Genomic DNA, 26,392 nt, shown 5'->3' on the forward strand with positions numbered 1-26,392 from the left:
ATCTCTTCCATCATGCTGCATGTCGCTCAAAGGTTTCGAGCGCGCTGTCCAGCAGCTCCCGGCGCTGCCGTTCCTCGTCCGAGGCGAAAAGCCCCTCCACCCCGCCGCCGCGATGCGCCCCCGATGTCAGCTCGAACAGCACATCCTTCTGCTGGTCGAAAAACGCCGTCATCTCGCGCAGCACCCCGGCCCGGATATCGACGGTCTGCGCATCCTTCATCTGGTTCATGAAATCCTCGGTCTCGGCCAGGATCAGCCGTCTGAACCGCTTGGCAAAGGCCTTCTGTCCTCGGGCGCGGTGCCACCAGGACGCCCACCAGCTGTCGTTGAAATCAAGCGCGATGGTCTGCGCCAGCGCCACCGGCGCGGGCGCTTCGGGAACCTCGGGCACGCCCAGCTGGATACCCTCGACCGCCGCACCGAACCCCTGATAGAGCACCCCCGCCGCATCACGCACCGCCGCTTCGTAATGCCGCTCGGCTGCGGCCTTCACCCTTTTGCACAGCACCGAATAGGCGGATCGCAGCAGCATCCGCAGCCCCGTGGGGTCGTATTCCCACATATGCTCGGCACCGCGCCGCTCGAGATGCTCGAGCAGCGAATGGGTCGCGCGGTCAAGGAATGTCTCATGCGCGCGGTCGGCCCGCTCGCGGTACTCGGCAAAGATCGCCTCGAGATCGGCCTCGAGTGCGGCCATGCTGTCGCCGGCCACCTTGTCCATCGCCGCGCGCAGCTCGTGCATGCTGATCTCCGAGACCCCGCCCGCGCCCCCGATCACCACCGATCGCGCCGCCTGCCGGGATGTGCCGATGGTGATCGCCGATCTGGCGACATTGGCAAGACAGGCATTGCCCAGGGTGCCGACGATCCGCTCCGACACGGCGCGCCACAGCGTCGGCAGGCCGGACATTTCCCAGACGATGTTGGGCGCCGATTGCCGGGCAAGAGACGCCTCCAGCCGGTGCCGCGCCCAATCCATCAGCGCCGCGGCGCTTTTGTCGTCCATCTCTTCGATCTCGCCGCTCAGTACGGCACCGGCCCAATAGGCGCTTCCAAAGATGATCTCGGCATCCGCCGGCCCGTCGTGATCCTTCAGGGTCTGCCGGATGCTCTGCTCGATCTCGGGCACCTGTGCCGCCGGGTCGGGCAACTCGTCGATCCGGTTGACGAAGATCACCACATCGCGCGACTTGAGATTGGCAATCATCCGAATGAGCGCCATATCCACCGAGGTCAGCGCCTGCCCCGCCGAGAGCACGACAACACAGAGCTTGCTGTCGCGCACGGCGTTGATCGTGACCATCTCGCGCATCATGAACGTGTCGTTCACGCCGGGCGTGTCGCGCAGACACATCCGGAACGGCACCGTCTGACAATTCAGGAACAATTCGGCAGATCGGTTGATATCGGCGAACCGCCCCTGATCGTCGCCGGTCTGGCCGTCATCTTCTGAATCGAAATCGTCGCCAAGGCAGATATAGCGCTCCAGCAGGTTCTTGTCGAAATAGCCGTAATCGTGCTCCTGCCCCATCAGCAACTCGAAATTCCGGCCAAGCCTCCTGGCTGCGGTTTCGCGTATCGTTTCGATCTGGCGCCGGATTTTCTCAAGCTCTCCAGCCGCACCGGCGCGGCCCGCCAGCTCTCCGATCCGCCCACCCTTGGTGGTCAGACGGTCCCATTCGGCCTCGGTCATGAAGCGGAACCGCGCGCCCGTCTCGGCCCGGCGGCTGGCCGGCGTGAGATGCAGCGAGGTCACGACCGAGGTCCACGGGTTCACGTCCGACGGCAAGAGATCGGCCCAACCCGCCATCGCGTTGATGAGCGAGGTCTTGCCCGACTTCACCTGCCCCAGAAGCGTGATGCACGGCTCGAAGGCGGCAAGCTGCTCCTTGAGGCGCGCGACCGCGCGTTCGGCCCCCGGCCCCGACAGCTCGGACAACCGGTCCAGCGCCTCGTCCATGTGGCTTGCGTCCTTGGCAAAACGCGCAAGCTCCTCCATGCCCGCCTTCAGATTGGTCGGGCGGGCCGGTGCCCTGATCTGCGTGGTCGTGTCGATGTCGCTTTCGAAGGTCATTCTGTTCCCGCTTGTGCTTGCGTTGCGACAAATGGCACGGCTGTGAGATGCCGCGCCGCGTTGAAGCGCGCGCCCATATGCTCCGATACGGTCATTGCGCGCCCTCCGCCGCTGCGATCCGGCCGACCATTTCCTTGCGCAGCTGCAACAGCAGCGTGACCGCATCCAGCGCCGCCTCTTCGCCGCGCTCGAGCTGGAAGAGCAGCAGCATTTCCTCGCCATCCTGCAAATCGGCGCGCAACTCACCGGCGGTGGCCCAGTCGCCCTCGCGGTCCATCAGCCCGGCAAGGGCCGCCACCGCGTCGACGCATTCATCCAGCAGCGTGTCGGTATCCACATCCGCGTCGCTGTCTGCGGCCTCGAGCATCTCGCGCGCGCGCACCTGCAAAAGGCTCACAGCCTGCCCCAGCAGCACCTCGCCGCCCTTTGGAAGGTTGTCGGCCTGCACGGCCATCACCTCACCGCGCGCGCCGCTCACACCGAGCATGTCGCGCGCCTTGGCGCCGCGCCAGCCGGTCCGCGCCGCCAACCTGTCCAGCAGCATCTGGGCCTGATCGACATCGCTCGACCGTCCCTGCTCGACCTGATGGGCCACGCAGGCCGCAAGCGCCTTGCCCCCGCTCGAGGCCCACAGCCTGTCATCCACCGCCGTCTCCGCCGTCAGCGCCGTGATGCCCTGCATCGTGGCCACCGGGTAAAGACCCAGAAACTCCTCGGCCACGATCGGATCAAGCGCCTCGATCCGGCGGGCCAGAACGCCGCGCATCATCTGCCGGTCCGCCATGGTCAGCACCAGAAGGCTGTGATCCTTCAGAGTATCCGGCACCCCGGCCCATAGCCGTTGCTCGGCCTCATCGAACCGCTCGGTGCACCACAGGATCATGTCGGCCCGCGCCACGATCTCCTGCAGTCTGGCCGCCTGCTGCGCGGGATCGGCCGGAAGGCCGATCTCCACAAGGCTCTGCCGCTCCAGCCTCGGGTCGGGCAGTTCCTGACGGGTCAGGCGCACATCCGCAGGCCAGGCCACGTCGCGCACCAGCCCGGCACTGACCGCGACCGATCCATCCTCCATCTCGAACACCGCGCGGGCATCCGGGCCATAGGCCACTTCCGAGATGGCCGCCTCATCCTGCCCCCCAAGCACCGTGCGGCCCGCCAGCATGTTGACCAAAGCGGTCTTGCCGCTGCCCGGCAGGCCGGTCACCACCAACTGCACGGGTTTGCGCAGATGCGACAGAAGCCGCGACCCCCAGCGATGATAGGGTCCGGGAATATCGGCGGTTTCCAGCGCGCTTTCCAGACGGTCCACGACGGGCATTGTGGCATCGGATCTGGTCACGACATCTCTCCTTGGTCCTGATAACGCATCATCCCGCCACCTCCCGCGCGCGCGACACGCGCGCCAGAATGGTGACCGAGCCGCGCCGCCCATGGCGGGTCTCGCGCCGCAGGTCATCCGCCGTCTCGGCCCTCTCGGACGCGTCGTCGGTCTTGGCCATCTCGGTTTGCTTGAGCAGCTTGACCACGCAGAACGACACGTTGTCCTGCTCGGGATCGTCCAGCCGCGCAATGTCGCGCAACAGCCCCTCGCCGATCTGCGCGGCACTCTGCTGCCGGGTGAAGCGCAGCAATTCCTCGATCCGGTCATCGCCCAGCGCCTGCAACCCGTCGCTCGCCGCGATCAGGATATCGCCATGCTCCAGTTGCACCGGGACGGCGCGGCAATCGATCTGCGGGATCTCGCGCCCGATCAGCACCGATGTCAGGCATTGCTGATCGGGGTGGTTCACGGCCTCCTCGCGCGCCATCATGCCACTGTCCACAAGGTAATCGATCTGCGACATGACCGAGTGGATCTCGTTCAACCGCTGCAGGCCGCCATCGCGAAACAGGTAAAGCGGCGAATCCCCGACCGAGATCCAGTAAAGCCGATCCTCCATCAGCACCGGCGCCAGAAGCGTCGCCCCCATCCCCTCGCTTCCGGGGCTCTGGCTGGAATACTGCCCGACGCAATCATTCGCACTGCGCGCTGCTGCACAAAGGATCTCGCCGATGCGCCCCTCCAGATCGACCGGATCGCCCGATTGCATCTTCAGCTTGCTGAACACCTCGGTGACCACGATCTTGCTGGCCATGTCGCCCGCCGCATGGCCCCCCATGCCATCCGCCAGCACGATGAAGCCAAAACCGTTGCCCGCCGGAAAATCCGACACGATCGCATCTTCCTGACGCATGCGCCGGCCCTGATCGATGACCATCGAGGCGTCATAGACCACATCAACCGAGGGACGCATGAGCCTGCCCGCCTTGGGTCTCGTCGGCCCAGCTGAACTGCGGACCACAAAGCGGCACGAATTTCAGCGTGGTCTCACCGATCACGATCAGATCGCCGGGCGACATTTCCTCGGTGCTCAGAACCGGTCGGCCATTGCGCCGCACCAGATTGGCCTTGCCACCATGGCCGATATAGAAAGTCTGGCTTTCATCGTCATAGGCGACGGCGGCATGGTTCTCGCGCGAGATGCTGTTGTCGCCGAAATCCAGCCGCACGCCCTGCCCTGCGCCGCGCCCGATCTGCGCCACGCCGCCCTGCAGGGTAAAAGCCGTGCCCCGCCCCGGCCCCTTGACCACCACCAGCCAGCCCACCGGGAAACTCGCGCCGCTGCCTTGCGCGTCCTCCCGGGACCGGGCCAGCGGATCTAGCCCCGAAACCTGCCCCGGATTGAACCCCAAGAGCCGTGTCTTGACGCGCCCCGGTCGGCTCGAGCCGCGCCCCAGCGCGGGCGTCGGCACATCCACCGGGCCAGCTGGCAGCTCGGCGCTGTCGGGCGCGGCGGCGGCAGGTTCGGCAAGAGGCTCGGGGGCCAGCGCCTCGGCCTCCGGCGCGGGCTCGGCCTCTGGCACAGGCTGTGCCGACTGACCCATCACGTCCTTCACGGCGCGCAAGGACAAGGCGAAATCCGGCTCCGCCGCATCCTCTGCCTTTGCCTGCGGTTCGGGTGCTGCATCCTCCGCCAGCGTTGCGGCCATGTCATCCCCGACCTGGGCAGGCGCCCTGTCCATCCGCGCAAGCCAGGCGCTCAGATCGTCCTCGGACAGATCCGCAAGCGGGGTGTCCGCGTCGCTGCCTTCGTCCTCGGCGGCATCGGCATGGGGCATCACGCCGGTCTCGGACTGCCCCGAATTCTCCGCGAGATCCTCCGGCACATCCTTTGGACCCTCGGCAAGCGCCATGCCCTCGGCCTCGACTGCCTGCGCCTCTTCCTCGCGCCCGAGGATCTCGCTCAATTCCTGCGCCGCAGGGGCAAAGCCATCCTCCCCGGCGATCTCCGCGGGCGTGTATTCATCCTCATCGCTGCCCTCATCCCATAGCCGGTCCTTTGTGGGTGCTGCCTCCCAAGAATCCGCCTCCCAAGGATCGGCTTCGGGGGCGGCGCGCCAGTCCTGCGCCACCGGCTCGGGCAGGATCTGCTTCGCCCCGGCCTCGGGGATGCGATGCTCGGGCTGCAATCTCAGCGCGCTCGCAGCAGGCTTAACCAGATCAGCCGCAGGCCCGGCCGGGATGCGCCCTTGCCCCGCATCAGCTTCTTTGCGGGGGTGGTGGCGCTTTTCGCCAATAATATCGCGTATGAATTTCATTTTCAGATCCTTTCAGTTCTGGACCAATGCTCTGTCATTCTATGTCTCGTCCGACCGGCGGCGCCTGCGCGTGAGCGCCCCCATGACACGCCTCAAAAGCGGCGCCCTGCGCTCGCGGCCTTCGGTCTTCGCGGGTTCTTGCTCTGTATCCTCGGCCTCATGCCGGTCGCGCCTTGCGCCGCTGCGCCCCGTCAGCCGGTCCTGCTCTCTCAGCCAGGCCTCGACATCCTCGATCGGCTCGCCGAACATATCGACCAGCTTCCTGTCCTTGGCCTTGTGTTCGGGGTCCGCGCCGTCGCCCGCATCCGGCGCAGCAGTGCCATGCCGCGGCATCGCATGCAGCGCCTTGGCCTCGTGACCGGGCCTGAGATGGGTGTTGGTATCCTCGACAAGCGACGTGATCGCATCGAAGAGCGCCGGGTCCAGCTCCCTGACCTGCCATGTCGGCACCTGCCCGGTCTCGGCGTGCTCCTTGCTGACGGGCAGCAGCTCGTCGTTGTCCATCAGCTCCAGCCAGTCCGCCACCGTCTGGATGCGGTGCTTCTGGGGCACCGACAAGGCCCGGTCGATACAGACCAGCATGTTGTGGCGCACATCCCACGGCCCCAGCGCCAGCGGCTGATAGGGATCGTCGCAATCCGAAGCCAGCGCCGCCAGCCGCTTCTGGCTGTCGGGCGGGGCCGAGCCGGTGATGAGGTGATAAAAGGTCGCCGCCACCGAATAGAGATCGCTCGCCGGTGTCTGCGCAATGTCCTTGAGATAGAATTCATGCGGCGAATAGCCGTCCTTCACCGACAACACCGCCGACAGCGCCCGGGTCTTGCGGCAATAGCCCTCGCGCGCCGCCCCGAAATCGATCAGCGTGAGCTTTCCCTCCTCGGTCAGCAGCAGATTGTCGGGCGAGATGTCGCGGTGCAGAATGTCGAAATCATGCACATAGGCCAGCGCCTCGAGCGTGTCGCGCAGCGCGCGTTCCAAAACATCGCGCGTCAGGCGTCCGGCGTCCTCCTCGCGGATCGTCAGAAGGTCCAGACCGTCGACGAAATCCATCGCCATATAAGCGGTGTTGTTCTCTTCGAAGACCTGATGGACATGCACGATGCCCGGATGCTCGAGCTTGGCCAGCCGCCGCGCCTCGTTGATGAAATTTTGCACGACGCTTTCGTATTGCGCATGAAACGCCTCGCTGCGCGGGCGCACCTCGCGCCCCGCACGGCAACAAAAGGCGCTCGGGTAACATTCCTTGATGACCACCCGCCGATCCAGACTGTCGCGCGCGAGATAGGTCATCCCGAACCCACCGCCGACAAGATGCTGCTCCACCAGATACTGCCCATGCAGCAACCTTGCCCCGCGCGGCAAGGTATCGGCCATGGTATCCTGATCTGAAACTGTGGTCTGCTGCACGGTGCGAGAGGTCCATCCGAATTGAAGATCGTTCTGACAACATCAGAAGCACTCGCACTCGCCCCTGACCCTGCCGGGCAATTATGGATAGAAAGTGGCCATTATCGGCCAAAGACTCGGCAATCGTCCTGAATTTGACCTCAATTGCGTGCAGCGGCGCGTTTGCGCCCCTGATCGCCGGCCAGCTGGCCACATCGGGACGCCCGGATGCCCCCTCCGATACCGATGTTATACCGACGTTATACCGACGTGATACCGAAGGGGGGTTTCGCCTGCGGACTGCAGCTTTCGCCGCCGCTCGACCGCGCTCCCCCGGTCTTCCCGTCTCTTCGCCGCCCGCGCGGCGCGGGCGTCTCAGCCCCTGTAAATAAAGGGCTTTGCCAAGGCTCCCCCAAGCCAGCCGTCGGGTTTGCAATCCATTAACCCCGACCTGCTATGGTCTTTGCCAGCGGCCTTTCGCCTTCTGCCAGACTGCCCTCAAGACCCACATCCCCCAAAATACCGACACCAAACCCAAACTGAAAGTTTAGCTTACAAAAAACATAAGAATTTGTTCCTTCTCGTTAGCTAAATTCATCATTATAGTCTCCCGGGGACGTAGAATTCAGGACAGGGGGCATGGCTCGTGGTGGCCGAGGCGCAGAATCTCAAGGTATCCGTCTGGCGAGGGACAGGCGAAACAGGGGAATTCGAAACCTTCGACGTCCCCTCCTGCGAAAGCCAGACCGTGCTCGACGTGGTCAGCTGGATCCAGCAGCAGGCCGATCCGACCCTGACCTATCGCTTCGCCTGCCGTGTCGGCATGTGTGGAAGCTGCGCGATGATGGTCAATGGCATCCCGCGCTGGACCTGCCGGACGCATGTCAAAAAAGTGTGTGAAAACAATAGTTTAAGCATCGAACCTCTGCGAAACATGCCGGTAATCAAGGACCTTGTCGCCGATATGGATCCGTTTTTCGACAAATGGGTCAGCGCCGAAGCCCTGCACCATCCCACCAGCACCCGTGACGACGCCATCACCCCCGTCGACGCCACCACCCCGGAACGTCAGGCCGCCGATGCGGGCATCGAATGCATCAATTGCGGCATCTGCTATGCGGCCTGCGATACCGTGGCGGGCAACGCCGACTATCTCGGCCCGGCCGCCCTGCAACGGGCCTGGACGCTGCTCAATGACGCCAAAGATGGCGGGCGCACCGCCATCCTAGACGCGGTCTCCGGCTCAGGCGGCTGCCACAATTGCCACTCCATGGGCAGCTGCACCCGCTACTGCCCGAACGCGCTTGATCCGATGTCGGCCATCGCCGGTCTCAAGCGTGAAACCTTCCGTCACGCCCTCCGGAGAAAGCGCAATGCTTGATCTGAAACTCTATATGGCTCAACGGCTTACAGCCCTCATCATGGCGCCTTTGGTGATCGGGCATATCGCCGTGATGATCTATGCCATCCAAGGCGGGCTGAGTGCTGCGGAAATCCTTGGCCGCACGCAAGGCTCGGTCTTCTGGTTCGCATTCTACGGGCTGTTTGTCCTCGCAGTCTCGGTTCACGCGGCAATCGGCCTGCGGGTGATCGCCCATGAATGGGGCGGGCTGAAAGGCCTAGCCCTGAGCGCCCTGACATGGGCTGTGGGCCTTGGCCTTCTGATCATGGGAGCACGCGCCGTCTGGGCCGTGACATGGGCATGATGCGCCCCGCCCGCTCGCACCCGCTGTGGCTGGCCTTTGTGCTGCACAGGGTCTCGGGCCTTGCCCTGGCGCTCTTCCTGCCGCTGCATTTCTGGGTTCTGGCCAAAGCCCTGACCGCACCCGAGCAGCTTGATGCCTTCCTGCGACTGACCGACAACCCGGCTGTGAAACTTGCGGAATTCGGCCTTGTTTTCCTGCTTGCCGTGCATTTTTTCGGCGGTCTTCGGCTGCTCGCGCTCGAGCTGCTGCCATGGCCTGCGCGTCACAAGACACTGGCCGCCGCCGCCGTGGCGCTGGCCTTCTTCGTATCCGGCACATTTTTCCTTGAGGCGATCTGACCATGCGACCCGAGATCGACACCCATGACACCGATATCCTGATCCTCGGCACCGGGGGCGCGGGGCTTTTTGCCGCCCTCCATGCCCAGAAAGCAGCTCCCGAGGGGACAAAAATCACAATTGCCGTCAAGGGGTTGATCGGCAAATGCGGCTGCACGCGCATGGTGCAGGGCGGCTATAACGTGGCGCTAGGCGGCGGCGATACCGTCGAGCGGCATTTCATGGACACGATCCGTGGCGGCAAGTGGCTGCCCGATCAGGACATGGCGTGGCGGCTGTGTGAAACTGCCGTGACCCGCATTCAGGAGCTTGAAAACGAGATCGGCTGCTTCTTCGACCGCAACCCCGACGGCTCCTTGCACCAAAAGGCGTTTGCGGGACAGACCGCCGACCGGACCGTGCACAAGGGCGACCTGACCGGGATCGAGATCATCAGCCGCCTGATGGAGCAGGTCCTCGCCCGCCCGGTCGAAAAACTGCAGGAGCACCGCGCCATCGGCCTGATCCCCACGCGCGACGGTCGCGCGCTTGCGGGCGTTCTGATGATCGACATGCGCACGGGCCGCTTCCGTTTCGTGCGCGCCAAGGCGGTTTTGATGGCGACGGGTGGCGGCCCCACCATGTACAAGTATCACACCCCATCGGGCGACAAGACGATGGACGGGCTCGCCATGGCGTTGCGCGCGGGACTGCCGCTGCGCGACATGGAAATGGTGCAGTTTCACCCCACGGGCCTCCTGGCTGGCGATCACACCCGGATGACCGGCACCGTGCTGGAGGAAGGTCTGCGCGGCGCGGGCGGGCATCTGCTGAACGGCGCGGGTCATCGCTTCATGTTCGACTATGATCCCAAGGGCGAACGGGCCACCCGCGACGTGGTCAGCCGCTGCATCTACGATGAGATGCGCCGCGGCAACACCTCGCCCAATGGCGGGGTTTATATCTCGATGGGCCATCTTGGTCCGGACTTCGTCGCCGAGAAATTCAAGGGCATGGTCAAGCGCTGCGCCGATTGCGGCTTCGATCTGGCCGGGGGGCGCGTTGAGGTGGTGCCGACCGCGCATTACTTCATGGGTGGCGTGGTGGTCGATGTGGACACGCGCACCGCGCTTGAAGGGCTTTACGTCGCCGGCGAGGACGCGGGCGGCGCGCATGGCTCGAACCGGCTTGGCGGCAATGGCGTGGCCAATTCCACCGTCTATGGCGGTATAGCGGGCGACGTGATGGGGGCCGATATCCGCTCCATGCCCGGCTTGCGCGATCCGGACCCGGAGGTGCTCGAAGCGGAAATCGCCCGGGCCTGCCGCCCCTTCGGCAAGACCATCGGCGCCGTCCACCCGCTGCGCCACAAGCTGCAAGAGGCGATGTGGGACAATGCGGGCGTGATGCGCACCGCAGAGAAACTGACCCAGGCCATGGGCCAGGTCGCCGATATCGGCGCCGAGCTCATGGCAACCGGTGTCGCCAGCGACAGCTTGGCTTTCAACCTCACTTGGCATGACTGGCTGAACATGGCGTCGCTCTGCGATGTCTCGAAGGTCATCGCCCAGGCAGCCCTTGCCCGCGAAAACTCGCGCGGGGCACATTACCGCGAGGATTTCCCCGACGAGGGCGATCTCGAGACCTCGTATTTCACCGTGGCCCGTCAGGATGGCGACAGTGCCGCCGTGACCCGCGAGCCCGTCAAATTCACCATCGTTCGCCCCGGCGGCACCATTCTGCCCGAGGGCGAACCAGACACATTGGTGGCCGCACAATGATCCCCATAGACCTGATTCAGAAGACCGCCGAAACCCTAATGGACAAGGCGGCCATCGAAATCCCCGAGGATTACCTCGAAGGGCTCAAGGCCGCCGCCGAAACCGAGGATGGCGATCTGTCCTCCTTCGTGTTGCAGGCCATGCTCGAGAATTACACCGCCGCCAAGGAAGACCGGCGCGCCATGTGCGGCGATACGGGCGTGCCGCGCTGGTTCGTCAAGATGGGCAACGAGGCGCGGGTCGAAGGCGGCATATGCGCGCTGGAAACGGCCCTGCGCCGCGCCACGGCAAATGCCACCACCGGCGTCCCGCTCAGGCCCAACCGCGTCCACCCCCTTTGGCGCACCGATCATAACAACAATGTCGGCATCGGCGCGCCCGAAATCGAATACGGGTTCGAACCCGAAGGCGACTGGATCGACCTTATCACGGTTCACAAGGGCGGGCTGTTCGGTACCGATTACCGCATGCTCTTTCCGTCGGACGGGATCGAGGGGATCAAGCGGTTCTATCTCGATACGCTGGTGGCCTTCGGCAAGCGCGGGCTGGCCTGTCAGCCGGCGATCATCGGCATCGGGCTTGGCGGATCGAAAGACACCTGCATGGTGCTCGGCAAGCGCGCCGCTACCTTGCGCACCGTGGGCAGCCGCAATTCCGACCCAAAGATCGCGGCCCTCGAAGATGAATTCAAGGAGCTTGGCAACTCCATCGGCATGGGGGCCATGGGCTTTGTGGGCAAGAACATGGTGATCGATTGCAATATCGAGGTGGGCTATTGTCATACCGGCGGCATGCAGATGAGCGTGCACGCCTTCTGCCTCAGCTCGCGCCGGGCGGTGGCGCGGCTCTGGCCGGATGGCCGGGTGGAGTATCGCACCGACCCTGACTGGTTCACTGACTACCAGCGCCGCGAGACCGTGGACTGGCAACCCGAGTTGCAGGAGGCCGATCATGAAACCGCGTGAGGTCCGGCTGAGCACCACCCCGACCGACGAAGAGATCGCCCAGCTTCGGCTGGGAGATATCGTCTATCTCGATGGGCTGATGTACACCGCCCGCGAAGGCGTCTACATGCGCGCACTCGATGACAAGGCCAATATCCCGATGGAGTTGCCCTCGCAGAGTGCCGCGAATTTCCATTGCTCGCCCGCTGCGGTGATCCGCGAGGATGGCAGTTTCGACATGGGCGCCGTCACCGCGACCGCCTCGTTCCGCTTTGCCAAATGGCTGCCCGAATGGATCGCCAAAACCGGCGCCAAGCTGATTATCGGCAAGGGCGGCATGTCCTCGAAGGACTACAAGGAGTATTTCGTGCCCAATGGCGCGGTCTACCTGTCCACCGTGGGCTATGGCACAGGGGCGCTGCTGGGGCGCGGCGTCGAGAATGTCGAGGCTGTCCATTGGCACGAGGAACTGGGGCTTGCGCAGGCCATGTGGGTCATAAAATGCAACCGCATGGGACCGTTCATCGTGGCGTCGGACATGGAGGGCAATTGCCTCTTCGAGCGTGAGAACGCCAAGATCTCGGAAAACCTCGCCCGCGTGTATGAAGGCACCCGGCCCGCAGTGCTCAAACGGTTTGGCGAGACGGATGACCGCGACGAGGAACTGATCGGCTGAAGGAAAAGCCGGTCAACCACCTGCGCTGTCCAAGGACAACGTGCGGAAGTGTGCGATCTCATCTGGCAGAGTGTCGATGCCAAGGCCTGGGCCTTCGGCAATCGGAAATGCGCCTTCGGTAACAGGGTGTTGAGCGACGAAGCTGTCGCGCAACGGATTGGCGTTGGCATCGAGTTCCAGCATCCCGTCACCGCCAGCCGCCGCCAGCACATGCGCCGAGGCCAAAAGCCCGATGCCCCCGCCCAGAAAATGCGGGCAATAGCGCAATCCCGCCGCCACCGTTTGCCGGGCCACCGCCAGACAGCCAGACACACCGCCCCACTTGGCCACATCGGGTTGCAGCACAGTGAATGCACCACTTTCAATCGCGGCTGCAAAATCTTGAAACCCCACGATATTTTCGCCCGCTGCCAGCGGGGTAGCACTGGCTTGTGCCAGCCTTTGCCACTCACCAAGCGAACTGTCGGCGCGGATCGGCTCCTCGAGCCAGGCAAGGTGCAGGCCCTCGGACTGCCGGGCAAACTCTTCGGCCTCGTGCAAGGACCAGGCTTGATTGGCATCCGCCATCAGGGCTTCGCCCTGCTGCAGCCCTGCCGTCAGCACGCGCAAATCGTCCAGATCGCGCCGCGCATCGAAGCCAACCTTGACCTTGAACGCCTTGATGCCGCGCGCGCGCGCCGCTGCGATCTCTTCTCCCGCCGCCGAAACATGCAGACCGCTGGCATAGACCGACACCGAGGCGCCTGCCCCCGCAGACAGATACCTCGCCAGCGAAACGCCCAAGCGACGCGCGAAAAGGTCATGCATCGCCGTGTCCAGCCCGGCGATCACCTGCCGGAACGGACCCCATTCACCACATTGCAGGGCGCGAATATGGGTCTGCCGGGTCAAGGCATCGAACAGTTGCTCTGGCGCCTCGACCTCGCGGCCCAACACCAGATCGGCGACATCCTCCATCAGCAGGCGGGCGCGATGTTCGGCTCCGGCAGCGGGCCAGTTGGCAAAGATTTCGCCCCAGCCATGCGCGCCCTCGCCATCGCTCAGTCGGACAAACACCGCCGGACGATCGCGCATCACCCCGAAGGATGTCGCAACAGGCTTTTGCGTGGGCGCGCGGAACACATGCACGGTGATGCGGTCGATTTTCACAGCAATTCCCTCGCCATCAGGATGATGCCGGACAGCAAACACATCGCGATCAGCATACGCCGGAACAGATCGTCGGGCAGGCGCTTGAACACCGCGATCCCGATCTGCGCCGCGATCATGGTCGAGGGCACCGCCACCGCGATGAACAAAAGCGTCGTCGCGTCATAGGCGCCCCGCAGCGCCAGAATGGCGGTGGTCACCGCAAGAATAATCACGTTGAAAGGTTGCAGCACGGCGCGCGTCTCGGCCTTGGGCCATGGCCGCATCGAGCACCACATGGTCGGCAGCGCCCCCGAGAGCGACGCAGCGCCCCCCAGAATTCCGCCCAGAAATCCGACGCCGCTATCGATCAACGGGGTGGGCCTCTCGAACCGTGGCAAGGCACGGCGCAGGCTGAAGAACCCGCCGTAAAGCACCAGAAACCCTGCTATAATCAGCTTGAGCGTGCGCGCGTCGATCACCGCCAGCGTGATGATCCCCAGGGGAATGCCCAAAAGCCCCGGCAACAAGAAGCGCATCAGGCGCCGCGGGCGTTCCCATATCGCGGCGCGCACCACCCAAAGCCCCTGGATGCCGCTGATGACCGACAGAACAACCGTCACTGCAACAGCCTGGGGCGGCGGCATCACGCTGAGGAAAAAGCCAAGCGCGAACAAGGCGGTGCCAAAGCCGGCAAGGCCGTTGATGAAGCCACCGGCTGCAGCGCCGGCCACGACGAAAGCGATCTGGTCCGACGTCATGCGCTCGGGGTGTCCTTGTTGTCCCCGGGATGAAACTCTCCAAGCTGAACAGCCTCCAGCAAGGCCGCTTCCAGCCCGGTCATCACGCCATGGCGCGGATTGTCCTTGCGAAAGATCAGACCCAAATGACGCGTGGGCGCATTGGGGCCAAGCGGCAGCCGCTTGATGGGCAGCGGATTGCAGGTTTTCACGCAGCTTTCCGGCACGATCGATACGCCCAGATTGGCCAGCACCATGCTAGAGATGGCTTCCAGCCCCTCGAGCTCCATGGATTCCTGAACACGAATGCCCTGCTCCTGGAGCCAGGACTCGATTTGACGCCCCACCACCGCATCGCGATTGAAGCGGATAAAGGGCCGGGTGGTCAGCAATTCGACGGCATCGTCGCTCTCGACATCCTGCGAGGCAAGCAGCTGCAACGGCTCTTCCGCAAGCTCGCGATACTCAAGATCGCGTGGCAAGATCACCGGGCGCGACACGATCGCCGCGTCGATCGCGCCACGTTCGATCTGCGCCAGAAGATGCGTGGTCAATCCCGGGAAAAGCCGCACATGAAGGTTCGGATAGCCCGATTTCAGCAAAGAGACCGCCAAGGGCGCCAGCCCGATCAGGGTGGTCGGCACCGCGCCAAGCGCAACCTCGCCCTCGAGACTTTCGCCGCTGATGACCGACGGCACGATATTGTCATAGGCCCGCACGACATCGCGCGCCTTGGCCGCGATCGCGCGCCCCGTCGGGGTCAATTCCGGTGTGCGCCGCGACCGGTCAAACAGGGTGACCTGCCATTCCTCTTCCAAGGCGCGCATCTGCTGACTGACGGCCGCATGCGTGACATGCACGACATCCGCCGCGGCACTGAATGTCCTGTTTTCATCCACCGCAATCAGGGTGCGCAGCATTCTGATCGACATCGGCCCTTTTCCGTTAGAAAAACTAACATTTTCTGTAATTGAATATTTCTTCTATTAAGCTCCCCTTAAAGATATACGAAGTCAAGGGCGTGCGGAATTCCATGCTGTGGTTGATGCAGCCCAAAGAAATCAGGGAGGAATATGATGAAACTCAAGACGATCTTCACAACCGGTGCCCTTATGGCCGGGCTGTCGGCCGGCGCCGCCCTTGCCGAATATCCCGAACGCCCGATCAACATGATCATTCCCTACGGCGCAGGGGGCGCCACGGATATTTCCGCGCGCACTATCGCCGAACCTCTTGGAACGGCTGTAGGAAAGCCTTTGGTCATGGCCAATGTCACGGGCGCGGGGGGCGCCACGGGATCGGTTGCCGTGCAGAATGCCGCTCCGGATGGCTACACGATGCTTTTTGCGCGCGTCGGCTCACATTCGGTGAACCCGGCGATGAAAGCCACCCTGCCCTACACGCTCGATGATTTCCGCTTTGTGACCGTCTATGAGATCAATCCTGTGGCCTGTGCGGTGAACCCCTCGTCGGGCATAGAGAATATGGATGATCTGATCGCCAAGGTGCGGGAAGGCGGCGTGACCTACAGCTCTTCGGGTGTCGGCTCTCTGCTGCATCTGGCGGGGGCGATGGTGCTGCGCGAATTCGGTATCGAAGACCCGCTGAACCAGGCTACCCATATCCCGCTGAAGGGCGGCGGGGCTGCGGCCACGGCGGTTCTGAACGGCACGGCGACGTTCATCTGCACGAACTCCTCGGCTTTGGCGAGCTTCGTAACCAATGAACAGCTCAAGGTCATTTTGGTGACTACGGCTGAGCCGGTGGAAGGCTTTGACGCGCCGACCGCGGCAGACCTGGGCAAACCGGCCCTGCATCAACTTGTGGGCTGGACCGGAATCGCAGGGCCTGCGGGCTTGCCTGACGACATTTCCCAGAAATGGGGCGAGTGGATGGCTGCCGCGACACAGGACGCGGATTTCCTTCAGAAGATGACGGAGCGCGGATCGGTGATCCGACTGATGGACCCGGCCGAGGCAAACGAATTCATCCAGACCCAATACAACACGTTCCGCAAATTGGTTGACGATCTGGGAATGCGCATCGAAGGCTGATGCTCGCGCGACCGCAAAATTCTCGCGTCGGGCCCCTAGGGCCCGGCGTGATTTCTTGAGGGAGGGATCAGGTGACCAATCGAAGCGTGCAACTGCAATTGGGGCTGGGGGCATGTATCGCTGCCCTGTTTCTGATTTTTGTGGCCATTCCCCAATGGGTGGCCGCGCCAAGCAATATACGCAATATCTTCCTGTCGCCCCTTTTCTGGCCCTATTCCTTGGCAGGGTTCACAGCGCTGGCGGGGCTTGGACTGATCGCGGCGGGACTGCGTGACAGCGGCGATGAGACCCCTCTCAACGAAGCCTCGGAAGATCCCGCCCGCGCGTGGGTTCGTCTTGCGGGAATGGCCGCGATCATGATCGTGATCATGTATCTGCTCCCACGTCTTGGCATGGTCTGGACCTGTATGCTGACCTTTGCCGCAACGGCGTTCCTTGTCCGGACGCGCCATCCGATCGCAGCACTGATCTGCGCCGTTGCGGTGCCGCTGGTGCTCTATGCCTTTTTCGCCCATGTCGCAGGGGTCGCGATCCCGCAGGGCACGATCGTGAGACTTCCATGAGCTTTGTCGACAGCCTGCTTGCCGGACTTGCCCTTGTCGGCAATGTCGAATCCTTTCTCGCCCTTTTCGGCGGCGTTGTCATCGGCGTGATCGGTGGCGCGATCCCCGGAATGTCCGCCACCATGGCTGTGGCCCTGACACTGCCATTCACCTTTGCGATGCAGCCGATCACTGGCATCCTGCTTCTGCTCGGGGTCTACAAGGGCGGCATCTTCGGCGGGTCGATCCCGGCCATTCTCATCAAGACACCCGGCACACCGGCCTCGTCGGCCACCATTCTCGACGGCTACCCGATGGCCGAAAAAGGCGAAGCCGGCCGCGCGCTTGGCATGGCGCTTTGGGCCTCGTGCACCGCGGACGTGATCTCGAACATGGCGCTGATCGTCTTTGCGGGATGGCTGGCATCCTTCGCCCTGAATTTCGGCCCGCCGGAATTCTTCACCCTGATCCTGTTCTCGCTCACGATCATCGCGGGCGTGTCGGGTGACAGCCTGCTGCGCGGGGCGCTGTCGGCGCTTCTGGGGCTGCTGCTGGCGACGATCGGCCTGGATCTGGTCTATGGCACGAACCGCTTCACCTTTGGCGATCCCAATATGATGGGCGGCTTGAACTTCATCGCGGTTCTGATCGGCCTTTTCGCGATACCCGAGGTACTTGCGATGGCCTGGCATCCGACAGCGCATCTGGGCAAGACACGCTCGATCGGCAACAAATGGGTCACCTTTGCCGATTATCGCAAGAGTTTCCGTTCGATCGTTCGAGGCAGCATGATCGGGGTGTTCCTTGGGTCCATTCCGGGTATCGGGGCGGCGCCCGCAGCCTTTCTGAGCTATTCCGAGGCGCGGCGGCGTTCCAAGAACAAAGCCAATTTCGGCAAAGGCGAAATCGAGGGCGTCGCCGCCTCGGAAGCCGGGAATAACGGTGTGGCCGGTGCGACGCTGATCCCCTTGCTCGCGCTCGGCGTGCCGGGCGACGTCATCACCGCGATCATCATCGGGGCCTTCATGATCCACGGATTGCAGCCGGGGCCGATGATGTTCGTGCTGAACGTGGACATCATCTATGGGCTGTTCATGGGCCTGATCGTCAGCTCGGTCTTCCTGTTCATCGTCGGAAGCGCGGCGATCCGCGGCTTCAAATACGTGGCGGACGTGCCCGAGCGGCTGCTCATCCCCACCGTTCTGGTGCTCTGCATCTACGGCGTCTTCGCGGTCAACAACAACATCTTCGATGTCGGCGTGATGTTCGTCATGGGGTGGGTCGGCTATGCGATGATGCGCTATCACGTGCCCGCTGCACCATTCCTGATCGCCTTCATTCTGGGCCCTCTTCTGGAGGATAATTTCCGCCAGTCGATGCTGATGTCCGGCAGTGACTGGAAGGTGCTGTTCCGTGGCCCGATCACGTGGTTCTTCTGGTCGGTGACGCTGATTACCGTCGTCGCGATCGCACGTGCCGGAATCAAATCGGTGCGCGATCACTCGGCGTCGAAGATGTCGAAATCATGAGTGCGCCGATGCGAGGTGCGGATCTCTTGGTGCAATCGCTGGCGGATGCCGGAAGCGACGTTATTTTCGCCCTGTCGGGCAATCAGATCATGCCGATTTTCGACGCCTGCCTGACCGCCGGCATCCGCATCGTGCACACAAGGCACGAGGCCGCCGCCGTTTTCATGGCCGAGGCCTATGCCCAGGTGACCGGCAAAATCGGCGTGGCGCTGGTAACGGCTGGCGGAGGGCTTGCCAATACTGCAGGCGCGCTGTTTTCGGCCAGCGAATCCGAAACCCCCGTCCTGCTGCTTTCGGGTGACAGCCCGGTTGGGCAGGATGGCCGGGGCGCGTTTCAGGAAATGGACCAGACCGCGATCACCGCGCCGCTCACCCGGCTGTCCTTGCGGCCCAAGTCCGTGGACAGGCTCGAAGCGGATTTGGGGCGCGCGCTGACCGCCGCGACAGCGGATCGTCCCGGCCCGGTTCACATGGCGCTGCCGGTGGATATCCTGACGGCCGATGCGCAGCCTGTCGGCGCGTCATCCGGTGTGGCACCCCACAAGATGGCCGAGGATACCCTTGCACGGATCACAAGCGCCATCAGCAAGGCCGACCGCCCCTTGATCGTGTTGGGCCCCGCACTGAACAACACACGCGCACCGGGGCTGGCGCAGGCTCTGCGTGACGCGCTTGAAGCGCCGGTCGTCGCAATGGAAAGCCCTCGCGGGCTCAACGATCCGTCGCTTGGCGGGTTGCGAGAGGTGTTCGGTGACAGCGATCTGATCGTCGTCATCGGCAAGCGGGTGGATTTCACATTGGGGTTCGGCACGGGCGATGCGCAATGGATCTGCATTCAGCCCGATGCCCCGGAACTTGACCGTGCAAGACGCAATCTGGGCGACCGGCTTGTGTTGAGCGCACAGGCCGATGCGCAAGGCATGGCACAAGCGCTGATCGGCGCTCCCGTTGCGCAGCCAAAGCGTCAGGCTTGGTGCGACAGCGCCTTGCAGAAACTGAGCACGGAACCGGCCGCGTCCGCGACCGACGCTGCCGGAAAGATCACTTCGGCCGGGCTCTGTGCGGCGGTGCAAGAGGCGCTGTCGAACCATCCTGACAGCATCGCGATCTGTGACGGGGGCGAGTTCGGCCAATGGGCGCAAGCCCTGCTGCGCGCTGGTCGGCGGATCATCAACGGGCCGTCGGGGGCGATCGGGGCCGGCATTGCCTATGGCATCGGTGCGCGCGCGGCGCGTCCGGATGCAAGGATCGTGGCCCTGATGGGCGATGGCACCGCGGGCTTTCACCTACCGGAGTTCGAGACGGCGGCGCGAGAAAATCTGCCTGTCGTCGCCGTGATCGGCAATGACCGGCGGTGGAATGCCGAGCATCAGATCCAGCTCCGCGATTACGGGCAGGACCGGCTGACCGGCTGCGACTTGAGCGGTGCGCGGTATGATCTGGCGGCGGCAGGGCTTGGGGCGCATGGCGAGTACGTGACGCGCCTCGAAGATCTGGTCCCGGCGTTGGAGCGAGCCTTCGCCTCGGGCAAACCGGCCTGCGTGAATGTCGAGATTACAGGCCTGCCCGCGCCTGCGGCGCATTAGCCCCCGCCCCACCGCGCCGAAAGACAAAGCGGCAAGCGGCGTCGCCGCGCGCACAGCACGTGGTCTCGCTCACCGAAATATCAGGAGCAACGAGCCGACTGAAAAGCGTCTCGAGAACCGCGCGATGCCAAGGGCAGCCGGGCGTGGCCAGTGGGTTGTCGGCAATGGTCAGCGACAGCCCCCCGTGCGACCCTGTGCTCACACGGCCCGATCCTGCAAACGTCCAGGCGTGCTGCCGGATGGCCCGCAAGAGAATGGGTCCCGCCAGAACGGCAGGCAACAGGCGCAGAACAGTCTGGGCGCGGGCCGGGATGCGGTGTGCAAGGATATAAGCACCCGTCCGCGCCCCGGCATCCTGCGCCACAGCCTCGGCACGCGGAGCAGGTAAAAGGCGGGAGACCGCGCCATGCAGCGCCGCCGCGCAGCGCTGATCGACCATGTCGGCGGGGGGGTGATCCAGCAGATGCTCCAGCCCGACCGAGGCGAAGACATGCCGCGTCAGTGCCTCGCCCCCTTCGGCGCGCAGGGCCTCGGCGGTCTGCAGGATCGCGTTGGGCCCGACCACATGGTCTGCAAGCTGGTCCCCCCGCATGGCACGTTACTCCGCCGGAGTGCGTTCGATCTGGGTATCGGCCCCACCGCCACAGGCGCGCGCCTCGGCCTGCACGGCGGCGATGCGGGCCTTTTCAGCCTTGATCTGATCGCGGACGGCGACCCGGCGTTCGGTGGCCTTTTTCTTTCGATCGGCCATCGCCTCCCAATCGGCCATCTGGGCCTGAGCGATCTGGCGGCTGTCGTCGAAATGGAAATCCACCTTTTCTTTCGATTGCGGACCCCAATATCCGACCTTGCCCAGATCGTAGAAGGTGCGCGCAAACCCGGCCTTGGCGAAGGCGCGCAGGCAGCCCAACAGGTATTTCCTACGGAATCCCCGGCCCCGCCAAGGGTAATGGAACAGCGCCTTGTTGATGTAGAAGCGCCGGTAATTGTGCATCACCTTGTCCAGAAGCGTGGCGCGATCCATCGCGTCGGGCTTCATGATCGGGGTGACGAAGTTGTATTTCTCGAAGTCGAACACCTCGACCTTGTCGCCAAGCTCTTGAAACAACGGGGTAAAGGGCCAAGGCGTGTACATCGTCCAATTGGCCAGATCCGGGTTCCAGTCGCGCGCGAAACGATAGGTTTCCTCGAGTGTCTCTTCGGTTTCGTTGTCCAGGCCGACGATGAACTGCGCCTCGGTGAAGATATCCGCCTCGCGCAGGAGACGGATGGCTTCCTTGTTTTCCTCGACGCGGGTTTCCTTGTTGAACAGGTCCAGCTTCATCTGGGCGGCGGCTTCGGTGCCCAAGCTGATATGCACAAGGCCCGCGCGGCGCCACAGACCAAGCTGATCCTTGTCGCGCTGGATGTCGGTCACGCGGGTGTTGATGCCCCATTTCACCCGATCAGGCAGGCCGCGCGCGATCAGCTCCTCGCAGAATTCGGTGAATTTGCGACGGTTGATCGTGGGTTCCTCATCAGCGAGGATGAAGAAGCCAACACCATGATTTTCAACAAGATCCTCGATTTCATCCACGACCTTCTTGGGGTCGCGGACGCGGTAATCGCGCCAGAATTTCCATTGCGAACAGAACGAGCAGGTGAACGGACAGCCGCGCGCCATGCTGGGAATAGCCAGCCGGGTGTTGAGCGGGATGTAAATGTATTTGTCCCATTCAAGGATTGACCAATCGGGGGTCAGCCCATCGAGATTCTTGACCGTGGGCGCGGCCTGAGTAGCGACGATCTCGCCTTCATCGGTATAGGCTATGCCCTTGATATGTTTGCGATCCGTGTACCAGCGACCATCCTCGACCGCGCGCACGAAATCGAGAAACACCTCCTCGCCCTCGCCGCGCACGATGGCGTCGATATGGGGGGCTTCGGACAGAACCTGCTTGAACATGAAGGTCGCATGCACGCCACCAAGGACCGTGACACAGTCGGGTGCGGCTTCTTTGGCGATCTCGAGGACGCGTTCGGCACGGTAGATGGAGGGGGTGATGGCGGTGCAACCCACAATATCTGGTTGCAACTCGGCGATGCGGGCGCGCAGCTCATCCTCTTCGACATTATTGGTCATCGCGTCGATGAAGGTGATGTCGTCATAGCCCGCAGCCTTGAGCGGACCGGCGAGATAGGCCACCCATGCGGGGGGCCAGTTGCCGGCGATTTCGGCACCGCCGGAATGATAGTTCGGATGGATCAAGAGCAGTTTCATGGCGCCTCCTATTCAGGACAAGCGTGCCATGCTATGTGTCAACTTTGATTGACACAGATCAATGTAAGAAAATTTTAACAATCCAGCCCAATATCAGGCGAATATCTGCTCGGCATGTTGATCGAGATAGATCCGTAGCCAGGGCGTGAACCGGGCCGGATCGCGCTTTGTTTTTCTAACAAGATCAGACATTTGGATCCAGTCCGTCTCCATCACCTCATCGGGATTTGGGGCCACCGGAATCCGCGCGGGCACCCGTGCTATGAAGATGTCCACCAATTCGTGCTCGATCAGCCCGCCGCCCACATCGGCACGGTATTCGACCTGATCGCGGTGCTCAAGCTTCAGCCCTTGGATGCCCAGTTCCTCGGACAGGCGGCGCTGTGCGCAGGCCTCGGGCGCCTCATTCCAATGGGGGTGGGTACAGCAGGTGTTGGCCCATAATCCGGGGGTGTGATACTTGCCCAGGGCGCGGCGCTGGATCAGCACCTCGTCGCCATGCATCACGAAGACCGACACCGCCTTGTGACGCAATCCGCGGCGGTGCGCTTCAAGCTTGTCGACGGGCTTGAGAACGCCATTTTCCCACGTCGGTATCGCGTCGGTATCACGTCGGTAATCTGTCGGTGCAAAATCGGTCATACACGGACTGCCGAGACGAGCCGCGTCAGATGGGCGAGGTTCTTCAAGCCGATCTTGAGATGCGCCATTGGGCGCGCGCGGACGAGTTTCTTGTTCATGTAGGCCTCGAAGGTCAGGCGCTGGACGTCGATATCGTGGCACAGCGAGACGAACCTCTCGCGGCGCTCGTCCGATCTATAATAGGCATTCTGCATCGAGGCCAATACCCGGAACACGGTCTTGTGCTCGGACATGAAAAGTTTGCGCGCCAGCCGAAGGTCGCGGACGCGGCCCGAGGCAAGGCAGGCTGACGCGGCGGTGGCGGCGACGCGGCCGCCGACCATGGCGTAATAGATCCCCTCGCCCGAGCTGGGCGCGACGACGCCGGCGGCGTCGCCTGCCAGCACCACGTCGCTGCCATTGTCCCACCGGTCGAGCGGCTTGAGCGGGATCGGCGCGCCTTCCTTGCGGATGGTGGGGCAATCGGCCAGACCGCTGGCGAGACGCAGATCGGCGGTGGCTTTCTTGAGGTCCACGTCGCGCACCATCGAGCCCATGCCGACACTGGCGGATTTGCCATGCGGGAACACCCAGCCGTAGAAATCGGGAGAGATGCGCCCGTCATAGATCACGTCGCAGCGCGCAGGGTCGTAATCGCCAACCTTGCCCGGCGCCTCGATGATTTCGTGATAGGCGATGACATAAGGAATGCGGTCGCCGCCCGGCACTTCGGTGCGCGCTACGTTGGAGCGCGCGCCGTCGGCACCGATCACCAGCTTGGTGGCGAGGCTGCGTTCATTGCCGCTGACCTTGTCGCGGTAGACGACGCGGGTGCCGTCACCATCGCGGTCGATCCGCAGATAGGTGCCGGTGGCGCGGGTCGCCCCGGCGTGAGCGGCGCGCTTGCGCAGGAATTCGTCGAAATCCTCGCGGTCGACCATGCCGACAAAGCCGTTCTCGATCGGAATATCGACCTTGCGCCCGGTGGGCGAGATCATCCGCGCGGTTGTGATCTTGGCGACGAGCTGTTCGTCGGGAAGATCGAAATCCGCGATCAGCCGGGGCGGGATCGCCCCGCCGCAGGGCTTGATCCGCCCGGCGCGATCCAGAAGGGCCACCTTGTGACCCGAGCGGGCCAGATCCTCGGCGGCGGTGGCGCCCGAGGGGCCTCCGCCCACAACTACGACATCATACATCTGCTATTCCCCCGGAACGATGGCAGCGGCCCGGCCGCGCCCGTGTTCAATGACCCGAAGCGCCAGCAGCGCCGCGAAAATGAAAAGTGTGGCCTCGGCCAGAAAGACGATACCGAAGGCCTGTGCGTCAGAGTTCAGGGCGATCCGCATCACATCGACCGCCGCCGCCCCCAGAAGGCCGCCAAAGCCCGCCGCGATGGCCTGAGCCGCGCCCCAAAGTCCCATGCGGGTGCCTTCGCGCGCGCCACGGCCTTCGCCAGCCAGCGCCATCATCGAGCCGATGGCTGCCACCGCGAACATGCCGTTGAAAAAGCCCAGACAGACCACAGCCGGCATCAGGGCCGATGGCACGGCCGCGCCGCCCAGAAAGGTAATCAGCGCAAGGCTGCCCGCCGAGCCGAGACAGCCCGCCACGACCCAGTTGCGCAAGGAGCCAAGCCGAAAGCCGGTGGCGGCGATGCCGACGGTGAGCATGCCAAGGAACACCCCGCCATTCTGAGCGCCACTGAGCGAGGTGGATTGCCCCGGCGTGAAGCCGAAGACCAGCCCGGCATAGGGTTCGAGGATCAGTTCCTGCATGAAATAGGCGGTCATCGACAGGAACACGAAGATGGTGAAGTTGCGCGCGGCGGGTTCGTCCCAGACCTCGCGCAGGCCATCAATGAAGCGGGTGGTGTCGGGAGGGCGACGCTCGGCCTGAACGCGGGCCTCGATGCCGTATGAGGCAAGAATGGTCACGGCAACGGCGGCGCCGGTGACGATGCCCACGATCTTGAGCAGGAGCGCCGGGCTGTAGGGATCGAGAAAGGCGCCCACGGTGCCTGCGGTCGCGGCGATGCCGAAGATCATCATCAGCCATGTGATCGTGGCGGCGGCGGCGCGGCGATGCGGTGCCGTGGCGGTGGCCAGAAGTGCCAGAAGCGAGGTGCCCGAGGCCCCTGCCCCCAGCCCGATCATCGCATAGGCGAGGATCGAGAGCGACAGGCCTGCGGCAAAGCTGGTGTCAAAGAGCACGACGCCATAGGACGCCCCAAGCGCGCCAAGCGCCAGAACGATCATGCCGCCGATGATCCAGCGCGTGCGGTGCCCGCCCGCATCCGACATGAAGCCCCAGTTGGGGCGGGTGATCTGAATGCCGTAATGCAAGGCCACCAGAAGGCCGGGCAGCACGGCGGGCAGCGCCAGCTCCACCACCATAAGGCGGTTGAGCGTCGATGTGGTCAGCACGACGATCGCGCCAAGCGCCATCTGCACCAGCCCGAGGCGGACAATCGAAAGCCAGCCAAGCGTCATTCAGAACCCTCCCATGGAGCGCAGTGCAAAGGCCGAAACCATCATGCCGCTGACATAAAGCGTGACGCCGGTGGCGTTGTACCAGGGCGCGCGACCCTTGGGATCGGACAGCAAAACCCGCATCGCCCAAAGCTGCGCCGCGATCAGGGCGGCGACGGCGAGAGCGTGCCAGGGGCTGCCCCAGGCGTAAAGCAGCGCCACGACCGCCAGTTGCGGCAGCGCCATGACCCAGCAGGCGACACGCGCGGCGCGTTCAGGGCCCAAGGTGACGGGCAAGGAGTTGACGCCGGTCTGACGGTCGCCTTCCAATGCCTTGAAATCATTGAGAGTCATGATGCCATGCGCGCCCAGTGCATAGAGCAGCGCCAGCGTGACGATGGGCCAGGACGGTGCGCCATCCGACAGCACCGCAGCGCCGGTGAACCACGGCAATCCTTCGTAGCACAGGCCCACAAGGGCCGGACCCCAGATGCCGGATTTCTTCAGGCGGACCGGCTCGGCGGAATAGGCCCAGGCGGCCAGCACGCCAAAGACGGTGGCGCCAAAGCCCCACGGCCCCAAGAGCGCGCCAAGCGCCAGTGCCATGGCGCTCATGATGAGGGCGATCCAGAGCCCCCAGCGACCGGGGATCGCCCCCGACGGGATCGGGCGGTCCGGTTCGTTGATCGCGTCCACATGCCGGTCGCACCAGTCATTGGCGGCCTGGCTCATGCCGCAGACCACAGGCCCGGCCAGAACCATGCCGACCAGCACCAGCCAAGGCGCCTGCGACAACGGGACACCCGAGGCGACGACGCCGCACAGATAGGCCCAGATCGGCGGGAACCACGTGATCGGCTTGATCAGGGTGAGAACGGCGCGCGGTTTAGGCAGGCGGCGGGAGGTGTGTAGGGAATACGTGACACTCATAGTGTCAATTA

24 protein-coding genes are annotated in these 26,392 nt (G+C 63.8%); 10 read left to right on the forward strand and 14 right to left on the reverse strand.

The window, feature by feature from the left end; all coding sequences use genetic code 11:
- Window positions 1–10: 10 nt before the first annotated feature.
- The 5 genes from RAZWK3B_RS08555 to RAZWK3B_RS08575 form a co-directional block, all read right to left on the reverse strand.
- Window positions 11–2,074, reverse strand: coding sequence for a dynamin family protein (locus RAZWK3B_RS08555; protein ID WP_007814164.1), 2,064 nt, complete (start codon window positions 2,072–2,074; stop codon window positions 11–13).
- 91 nt (window positions 2,075–2,165) lie between these two features.
- Window positions 2,166–3,413 (reverse strand): hypothetical protein, encoded by a 1,248-nt coding sequence (locus RAZWK3B_RS08560; protein ID WP_007814165.1) that lies wholly within the window; start codon window positions 3,411–3,413, stop codon window positions 2,166–2,168.
- Between the two features lie 28 nt (window positions 3,414–3,441).
- Window positions 3,442–4,368 (reverse strand): PP2C family protein-serine/threonine phosphatase, encoded by a 927-nt coding sequence (locus RAZWK3B_RS08565; protein WP_007814166.1) that lies wholly within the window; start codon window positions 4,366–4,368, stop codon window positions 3,442–3,444.
- Window positions 4,352–5,713: an FHA domain-containing protein gene (locus RAZWK3B_RS20180; RefSeq protein ID WP_007814167.1), complete on the reverse strand. Its 1,362-nt coding sequence runs from the start codon at window positions 5,711–5,713 to the stop codon at window positions 4,352–4,354. The genes RAZWK3B_RS08565 and RAZWK3B_RS20180 overlap by 17 nt, the downstream gene beginning before the upstream one ends.
- Window positions 5,714–5,752: 39 nt before the next feature.
- Window positions 5,753–7,087, reverse strand: coding sequence for a serine/threonine protein kinase (locus RAZWK3B_RS08575; RefSeq protein ID WP_007814168.1), 1,335 nt, complete (start codon window positions 7,085–7,087; stop codon window positions 5,753–5,755).
- A 658-nt stretch (window positions 7,088–7,745) separates the two neighbouring features.
- On the opposite strand from RAZWK3B_RS08575, the gene RAZWK3B_RS08580 reads away from it, so the two are divergent.
- The 6 genes from RAZWK3B_RS08580 to RAZWK3B_RS08605 are packed head-to-tail and all read left to right on the forward strand — an operon-like array spanning window position 7,746 to window position 12,523.
- Window positions 7,746–8,480: a succinate dehydrogenase/fumarate reductase iron-sulfur subunit gene (locus tag RAZWK3B_RS08580; protein WP_007814169.1), complete on the forward strand. Its 735-nt coding sequence runs from the start codon at window positions 7,746–7,748 to the stop codon at window positions 8,478–8,480.
- On the forward strand, window positions 8,473–8,805 hold the full coding sequence (locus RAZWK3B_RS08585) for a succinate dehydrogenase/fumarate reductase transmembrane subunit (RefSeq protein WP_007814170.1): 333 nt from the start codon (window positions 8,473–8,475) through the stop codon (window positions 8,803–8,805). The genes RAZWK3B_RS08580 and RAZWK3B_RS08585 overlap by 8 nt, the downstream gene beginning before the upstream one ends.
- Window positions 8,802–9,143, forward strand: a complete 342-nt coding sequence (sdhC, locus tag RAZWK3B_RS08590) for a succinate dehydrogenase, cytochrome b556 subunit (RefSeq protein WP_037295485.1) — start codon at window positions 8,802–8,804, stop codon at window positions 9,141–9,143. The genes RAZWK3B_RS08585 and sdhC overlap by 4 nt, the downstream gene beginning before the upstream one ends.
- 2 nt (window positions 9,144–9,145) lie before the next feature.
- Entirely contained in the window at window positions 9,146–10,903 is a 1,758-nt protein-coding gene (locus tag RAZWK3B_RS08595) for an L-aspartate oxidase (RefSeq protein WP_007814172.1), read from the forward strand.
- Window positions 10,900–11,868, forward strand: a complete 969-nt coding sequence (locus RAZWK3B_RS08600; RefSeq protein ID WP_037295392.1) for a fumarate hydratase — start codon at window positions 10,900–10,902, stop codon at window positions 11,866–11,868. Before RAZWK3B_RS08595 ends, RAZWK3B_RS08600 begins: the two co-directional genes overlap by 4 nt.
- Window positions 11,855–12,523: a fumarate hydratase C-terminal domain-containing protein gene (locus RAZWK3B_RS08605; protein WP_007814174.1), complete on the forward strand. Its 669-nt coding sequence runs from the start codon at window positions 11,855–11,857 to the stop codon at window positions 12,521–12,523. Before RAZWK3B_RS08600 ends, RAZWK3B_RS08605 begins: the two co-directional genes overlap by 14 nt.
- Before the next feature lie 12 nt (window positions 12,524–12,535).
- Here RAZWK3B_RS08605 and RAZWK3B_RS08610 read toward each other — a convergent pair whose 3' ends face one another.
- The 3 genes from RAZWK3B_RS08610 to RAZWK3B_RS08620 are packed head-to-tail and all read right to left on the reverse strand — an operon-like array spanning window position 12,536 to window position 15,323.
- Window positions 12,536–13,672 (reverse strand): mandelate racemase/muconate lactonizing enzyme family protein, encoded by a 1,137-nt coding sequence (locus RAZWK3B_RS08610; protein WP_007814175.1) that lies wholly within the window; start codon window positions 13,670–13,672, stop codon window positions 12,536–12,538.
- Entirely contained in the window at window positions 13,669–14,412 is a 744-nt protein-coding gene (locus RAZWK3B_RS08615) for a sulfite exporter TauE/SafE family protein (RefSeq protein ID WP_007814176.1), read from the reverse strand. Before RAZWK3B_RS08615 ends, RAZWK3B_RS08610 begins: the two co-directional genes overlap by 4 nt.
- Window positions 14,409–15,323 (reverse strand): LysR family transcriptional regulator, encoded by a 915-nt coding sequence (locus RAZWK3B_RS08620; RefSeq protein ID WP_007814178.1) that lies wholly within the window; start codon window positions 15,321–15,323, stop codon window positions 14,409–14,411. Before RAZWK3B_RS08620 ends, RAZWK3B_RS08615 begins: the two co-directional genes overlap by 4 nt.
- Window positions 15,324–15,467: 144 nt before the next feature.
- On the opposite strand from RAZWK3B_RS08620, the gene RAZWK3B_RS08625 reads away from it, so the two are divergent.
- The 4 genes from RAZWK3B_RS08625 (at window position 15,468) to RAZWK3B_RS08640 (ending at window position 20,102) form a co-directional block, all read left to right on the forward strand.
- Window positions 15,468–16,445, forward strand: coding sequence for a Bug family tripartite tricarboxylate transporter substrate binding protein (locus tag RAZWK3B_RS08625; RefSeq protein ID WP_037295491.1), 978 nt, complete (start codon window positions 15,468–15,470; stop codon window positions 16,443–16,445).
- 71 nt (window positions 16,446–16,516) lie between these two features.
- Window positions 16,517–17,008, forward strand: coding sequence for a tripartite tricarboxylate transporter TctB family protein (locus RAZWK3B_RS08630; RefSeq protein ID WP_007814182.1), 492 nt, complete (start codon window positions 16,517–16,519; stop codon window positions 17,006–17,008).
- The gene (locus tag RAZWK3B_RS08635) at window positions 17,005–18,516 is read left to right on the forward strand and encodes a tripartite tricarboxylate transporter permease (protein WP_007814184.1); all 1,512 of its coding nucleotides are present in this window, start codon (window positions 17,005–17,007) and stop codon (window positions 18,514–18,516) included. Before RAZWK3B_RS08630 ends, RAZWK3B_RS08635 begins: the two co-directional genes overlap by 4 nt.
- Window positions 18,513–20,102 (forward strand): thiamine pyrophosphate-binding protein, encoded by a 1,590-nt coding sequence (locus tag RAZWK3B_RS08640; protein WP_007814186.1) that lies wholly within the window; start codon window positions 18,513–18,515, stop codon window positions 20,100–20,102. The genes RAZWK3B_RS08635 and RAZWK3B_RS08640 overlap by 4 nt, the downstream gene beginning before the upstream one ends.
- Here RAZWK3B_RS08640 and bchJ read toward each other — a convergent pair.
- The 6 genes from bchJ to chlG form a co-directional block, all read right to left on the reverse strand.
- Window positions 20,071–20,694: a bacteriochlorophyll 4-vinyl reductase gene (gene bchJ, locus RAZWK3B_RS08645; RefSeq protein ID WP_007814189.1), complete on the reverse strand. Its 624-nt coding sequence runs from the start codon at window positions 20,692–20,694 to the stop codon at window positions 20,071–20,073. The two genes, RAZWK3B_RS08640 and bchJ, sit on opposite strands and share 32 nt — an antisense overlap.
- 6 nt (window positions 20,695–20,700) lie before the next feature.
- Window positions 20,701–22,362 carry a magnesium-protoporphyrin IX monomethyl ester anaerobic oxidative cyclase gene (gene bchE, locus RAZWK3B_RS08650; RefSeq protein WP_007814191.1) on the reverse strand — a complete coding sequence of 554 codons (1,662 nt, stop codon included), beginning with the start codon at window positions 22,360–22,362 and terminating at the stop codon, window positions 20,701–20,703.
- Between the two features lie 93 nt (window positions 22,363–22,455).
- Complete coding sequence (gene idi, locus RAZWK3B_RS08655; RefSeq protein WP_007814194.1) at window positions 22,456–23,004, reverse strand: isopentenyl-diphosphate Delta-isomerase; 549 nt, start codon at window positions 23,002–23,004, stop codon at window positions 22,456–22,458.
- Window positions 23,001–24,179 carry a geranylgeranyl diphosphate reductase gene (locus RAZWK3B_RS08660; RefSeq protein ID WP_007814197.1) on the reverse strand — a complete coding sequence of 393 codons (1,179 nt, stop codon included), beginning with the start codon at window positions 24,177–24,179 and terminating at the stop codon, window positions 23,001–23,003. Before RAZWK3B_RS08660 ends, idi begins: the two co-directional genes overlap by 4 nt.
- A 3-nt stretch (window positions 24,180–24,182) precedes the next feature.
- A complete protein-coding gene (locus RAZWK3B_RS08665; RefSeq protein WP_007814198.1) occupies window positions 24,183–25,472 on the reverse strand; it encodes a BCD family MFS transporter in 1,290 nt (429 codons plus the stop codon).
- Window positions 25,473–26,381 carry a chlorophyll synthase ChlG gene (gene chlG, locus RAZWK3B_RS08670; RefSeq protein ID WP_007814200.1) on the reverse strand — a complete coding sequence of 303 codons (909 nt, stop codon included), beginning with the start codon at window positions 26,379–26,381 and terminating at the stop codon, window positions 25,473–25,475.
- Between the last annotated feature and the right edge of the window lie 11 nt (window positions 26,382–26,392).

It is taken from the genome of Roseobacter sp. AzwK-3b (assembly GCF_000170875.1).
In the GTDB taxonomy this organism is placed as follows: Bacteria; Pseudomonadota; Alphaproteobacteria; order Rhodobacterales; family Rhodobacteraceae; genus Roseovarius; species Roseovarius litoreus.

Coding starts and splice junctions, on each gene's coding strand:
- RAZWK3B_RS08555 (WP_007814164.1), bottom strand. CDS start 2,074: ATGACCTTCGAAAGCGACATCGACACGACCACGCAGATCAGGGCACCG.
- bchJ (WP_007814189.1), bottom strand. CDS start 20,694: ATGCGGGGGGACCAGCTTGCAGACCATGTGGTCGGGCCCAACGCGATC.
- chlG (WP_007814200.1), bottom strand. CDS start 26,381: ATGAGTGTCACGTATTCCCTACACACCTCCCGCCGCCTGCCTAAACCG.
- RAZWK3B_RS08565 (WP_007814166.1), bottom strand. CDS start 4,368: ATGCGTCCCTCGGTTGATGTGGTCTATGACGCCTCGATGGTCATCGAT.
- RAZWK3B_RS08665 (WP_007814198.1), bottom strand. CDS start 25,472: ATGACGCTTGGCTGGCTTTCGATTGTCCGCCTCGGGCTGGTGCAGATG.
- RAZWK3B_RS08625 (WP_037295491.1), top strand. CDS start 15,468: ATGAAACTCAAGACGATCTTCACAACCGGTGCCCTTATGGCCGGGCTG.
- sdhC (WP_037295485.1), top strand. CDS start 8,802: ATGATGCGCCCCGCCCGCTCGCACCCGCTGTGGCTGGCCTTTGTGCTG.
- RAZWK3B_RS08620 (WP_007814178.1), bottom strand. CDS start 15,323: ATGTCGATCAGAATGCTGCGCACCCTGATTGCGGTGGATGAAAACAGG.
- RAZWK3B_RS08605 (WP_007814174.1), top strand. CDS start 11,855: ATGAAACCGCGTGAGGTCCGGCTGAGCACCACCCCGACCGACGAAGAG.
- RAZWK3B_RS08640 (WP_007814186.1), top strand. CDS start 18,513: ATGAGTGCGCCGATGCGAGGTGCGGATCTCTTGGTGCAATCGCTGGCG.
- idi (WP_007814194.1), bottom strand. CDS start 23,004: ATGACCGATTTTGCACCGACAGATTACCGACGTGATACCGACGCGATA.
- RAZWK3B_RS08595 (WP_007814172.1), top strand. CDS start 9,146: ATGCGACCCGAGATCGACACCCATGACACCGATATCCTGATCCTCGGC.
- RAZWK3B_RS08585 (WP_007814170.1), top strand. CDS start 8,473: ATGCTTGATCTGAAACTCTATATGGCTCAACGGCTTACAGCCCTCATC.
- RAZWK3B_RS08600 (WP_037295392.1), top strand. CDS start 10,900: ATGATCCCCATAGACCTGATTCAGAAGACCGCCGAAACCCTAATGGAC.
- RAZWK3B_RS08615 (WP_007814176.1), bottom strand. CDS start 14,412: ATGACGTCGGACCAGATCGCTTTCGTCGTGGCCGGCGCTGCAGCCGGT.
- RAZWK3B_RS08635 (WP_007814184.1), top strand. CDS start 17,005: ATGAGCTTTGTCGACAGCCTGCTTGCCGGACTTGCCCTTGTCGGCAAT.
- RAZWK3B_RS20180 (WP_007814167.1), bottom strand. CDS start 5,713: ATGAAATTCATACGCGATATTATTGGCGAAAAGCGCCACCACCCCCGC.
- RAZWK3B_RS08660 (WP_007814197.1), bottom strand. CDS start 24,179: ATGTATGATGTCGTAGTTGTGGGCGGAGGCCCCTCGGGCGCCACCGCC.
- RAZWK3B_RS08575 (WP_007814168.1), bottom strand. CDS start 7,087: ATGGCCGATACCTTGCCGCGCGGGGCAAGGTTGCTGCATGGGCAGTAT.
- bchE (WP_007814191.1), bottom strand. CDS start 22,362: ATGAAACTGCTCTTGATCCATCCGAACTATCATTCCGGCGGTGCCGAA.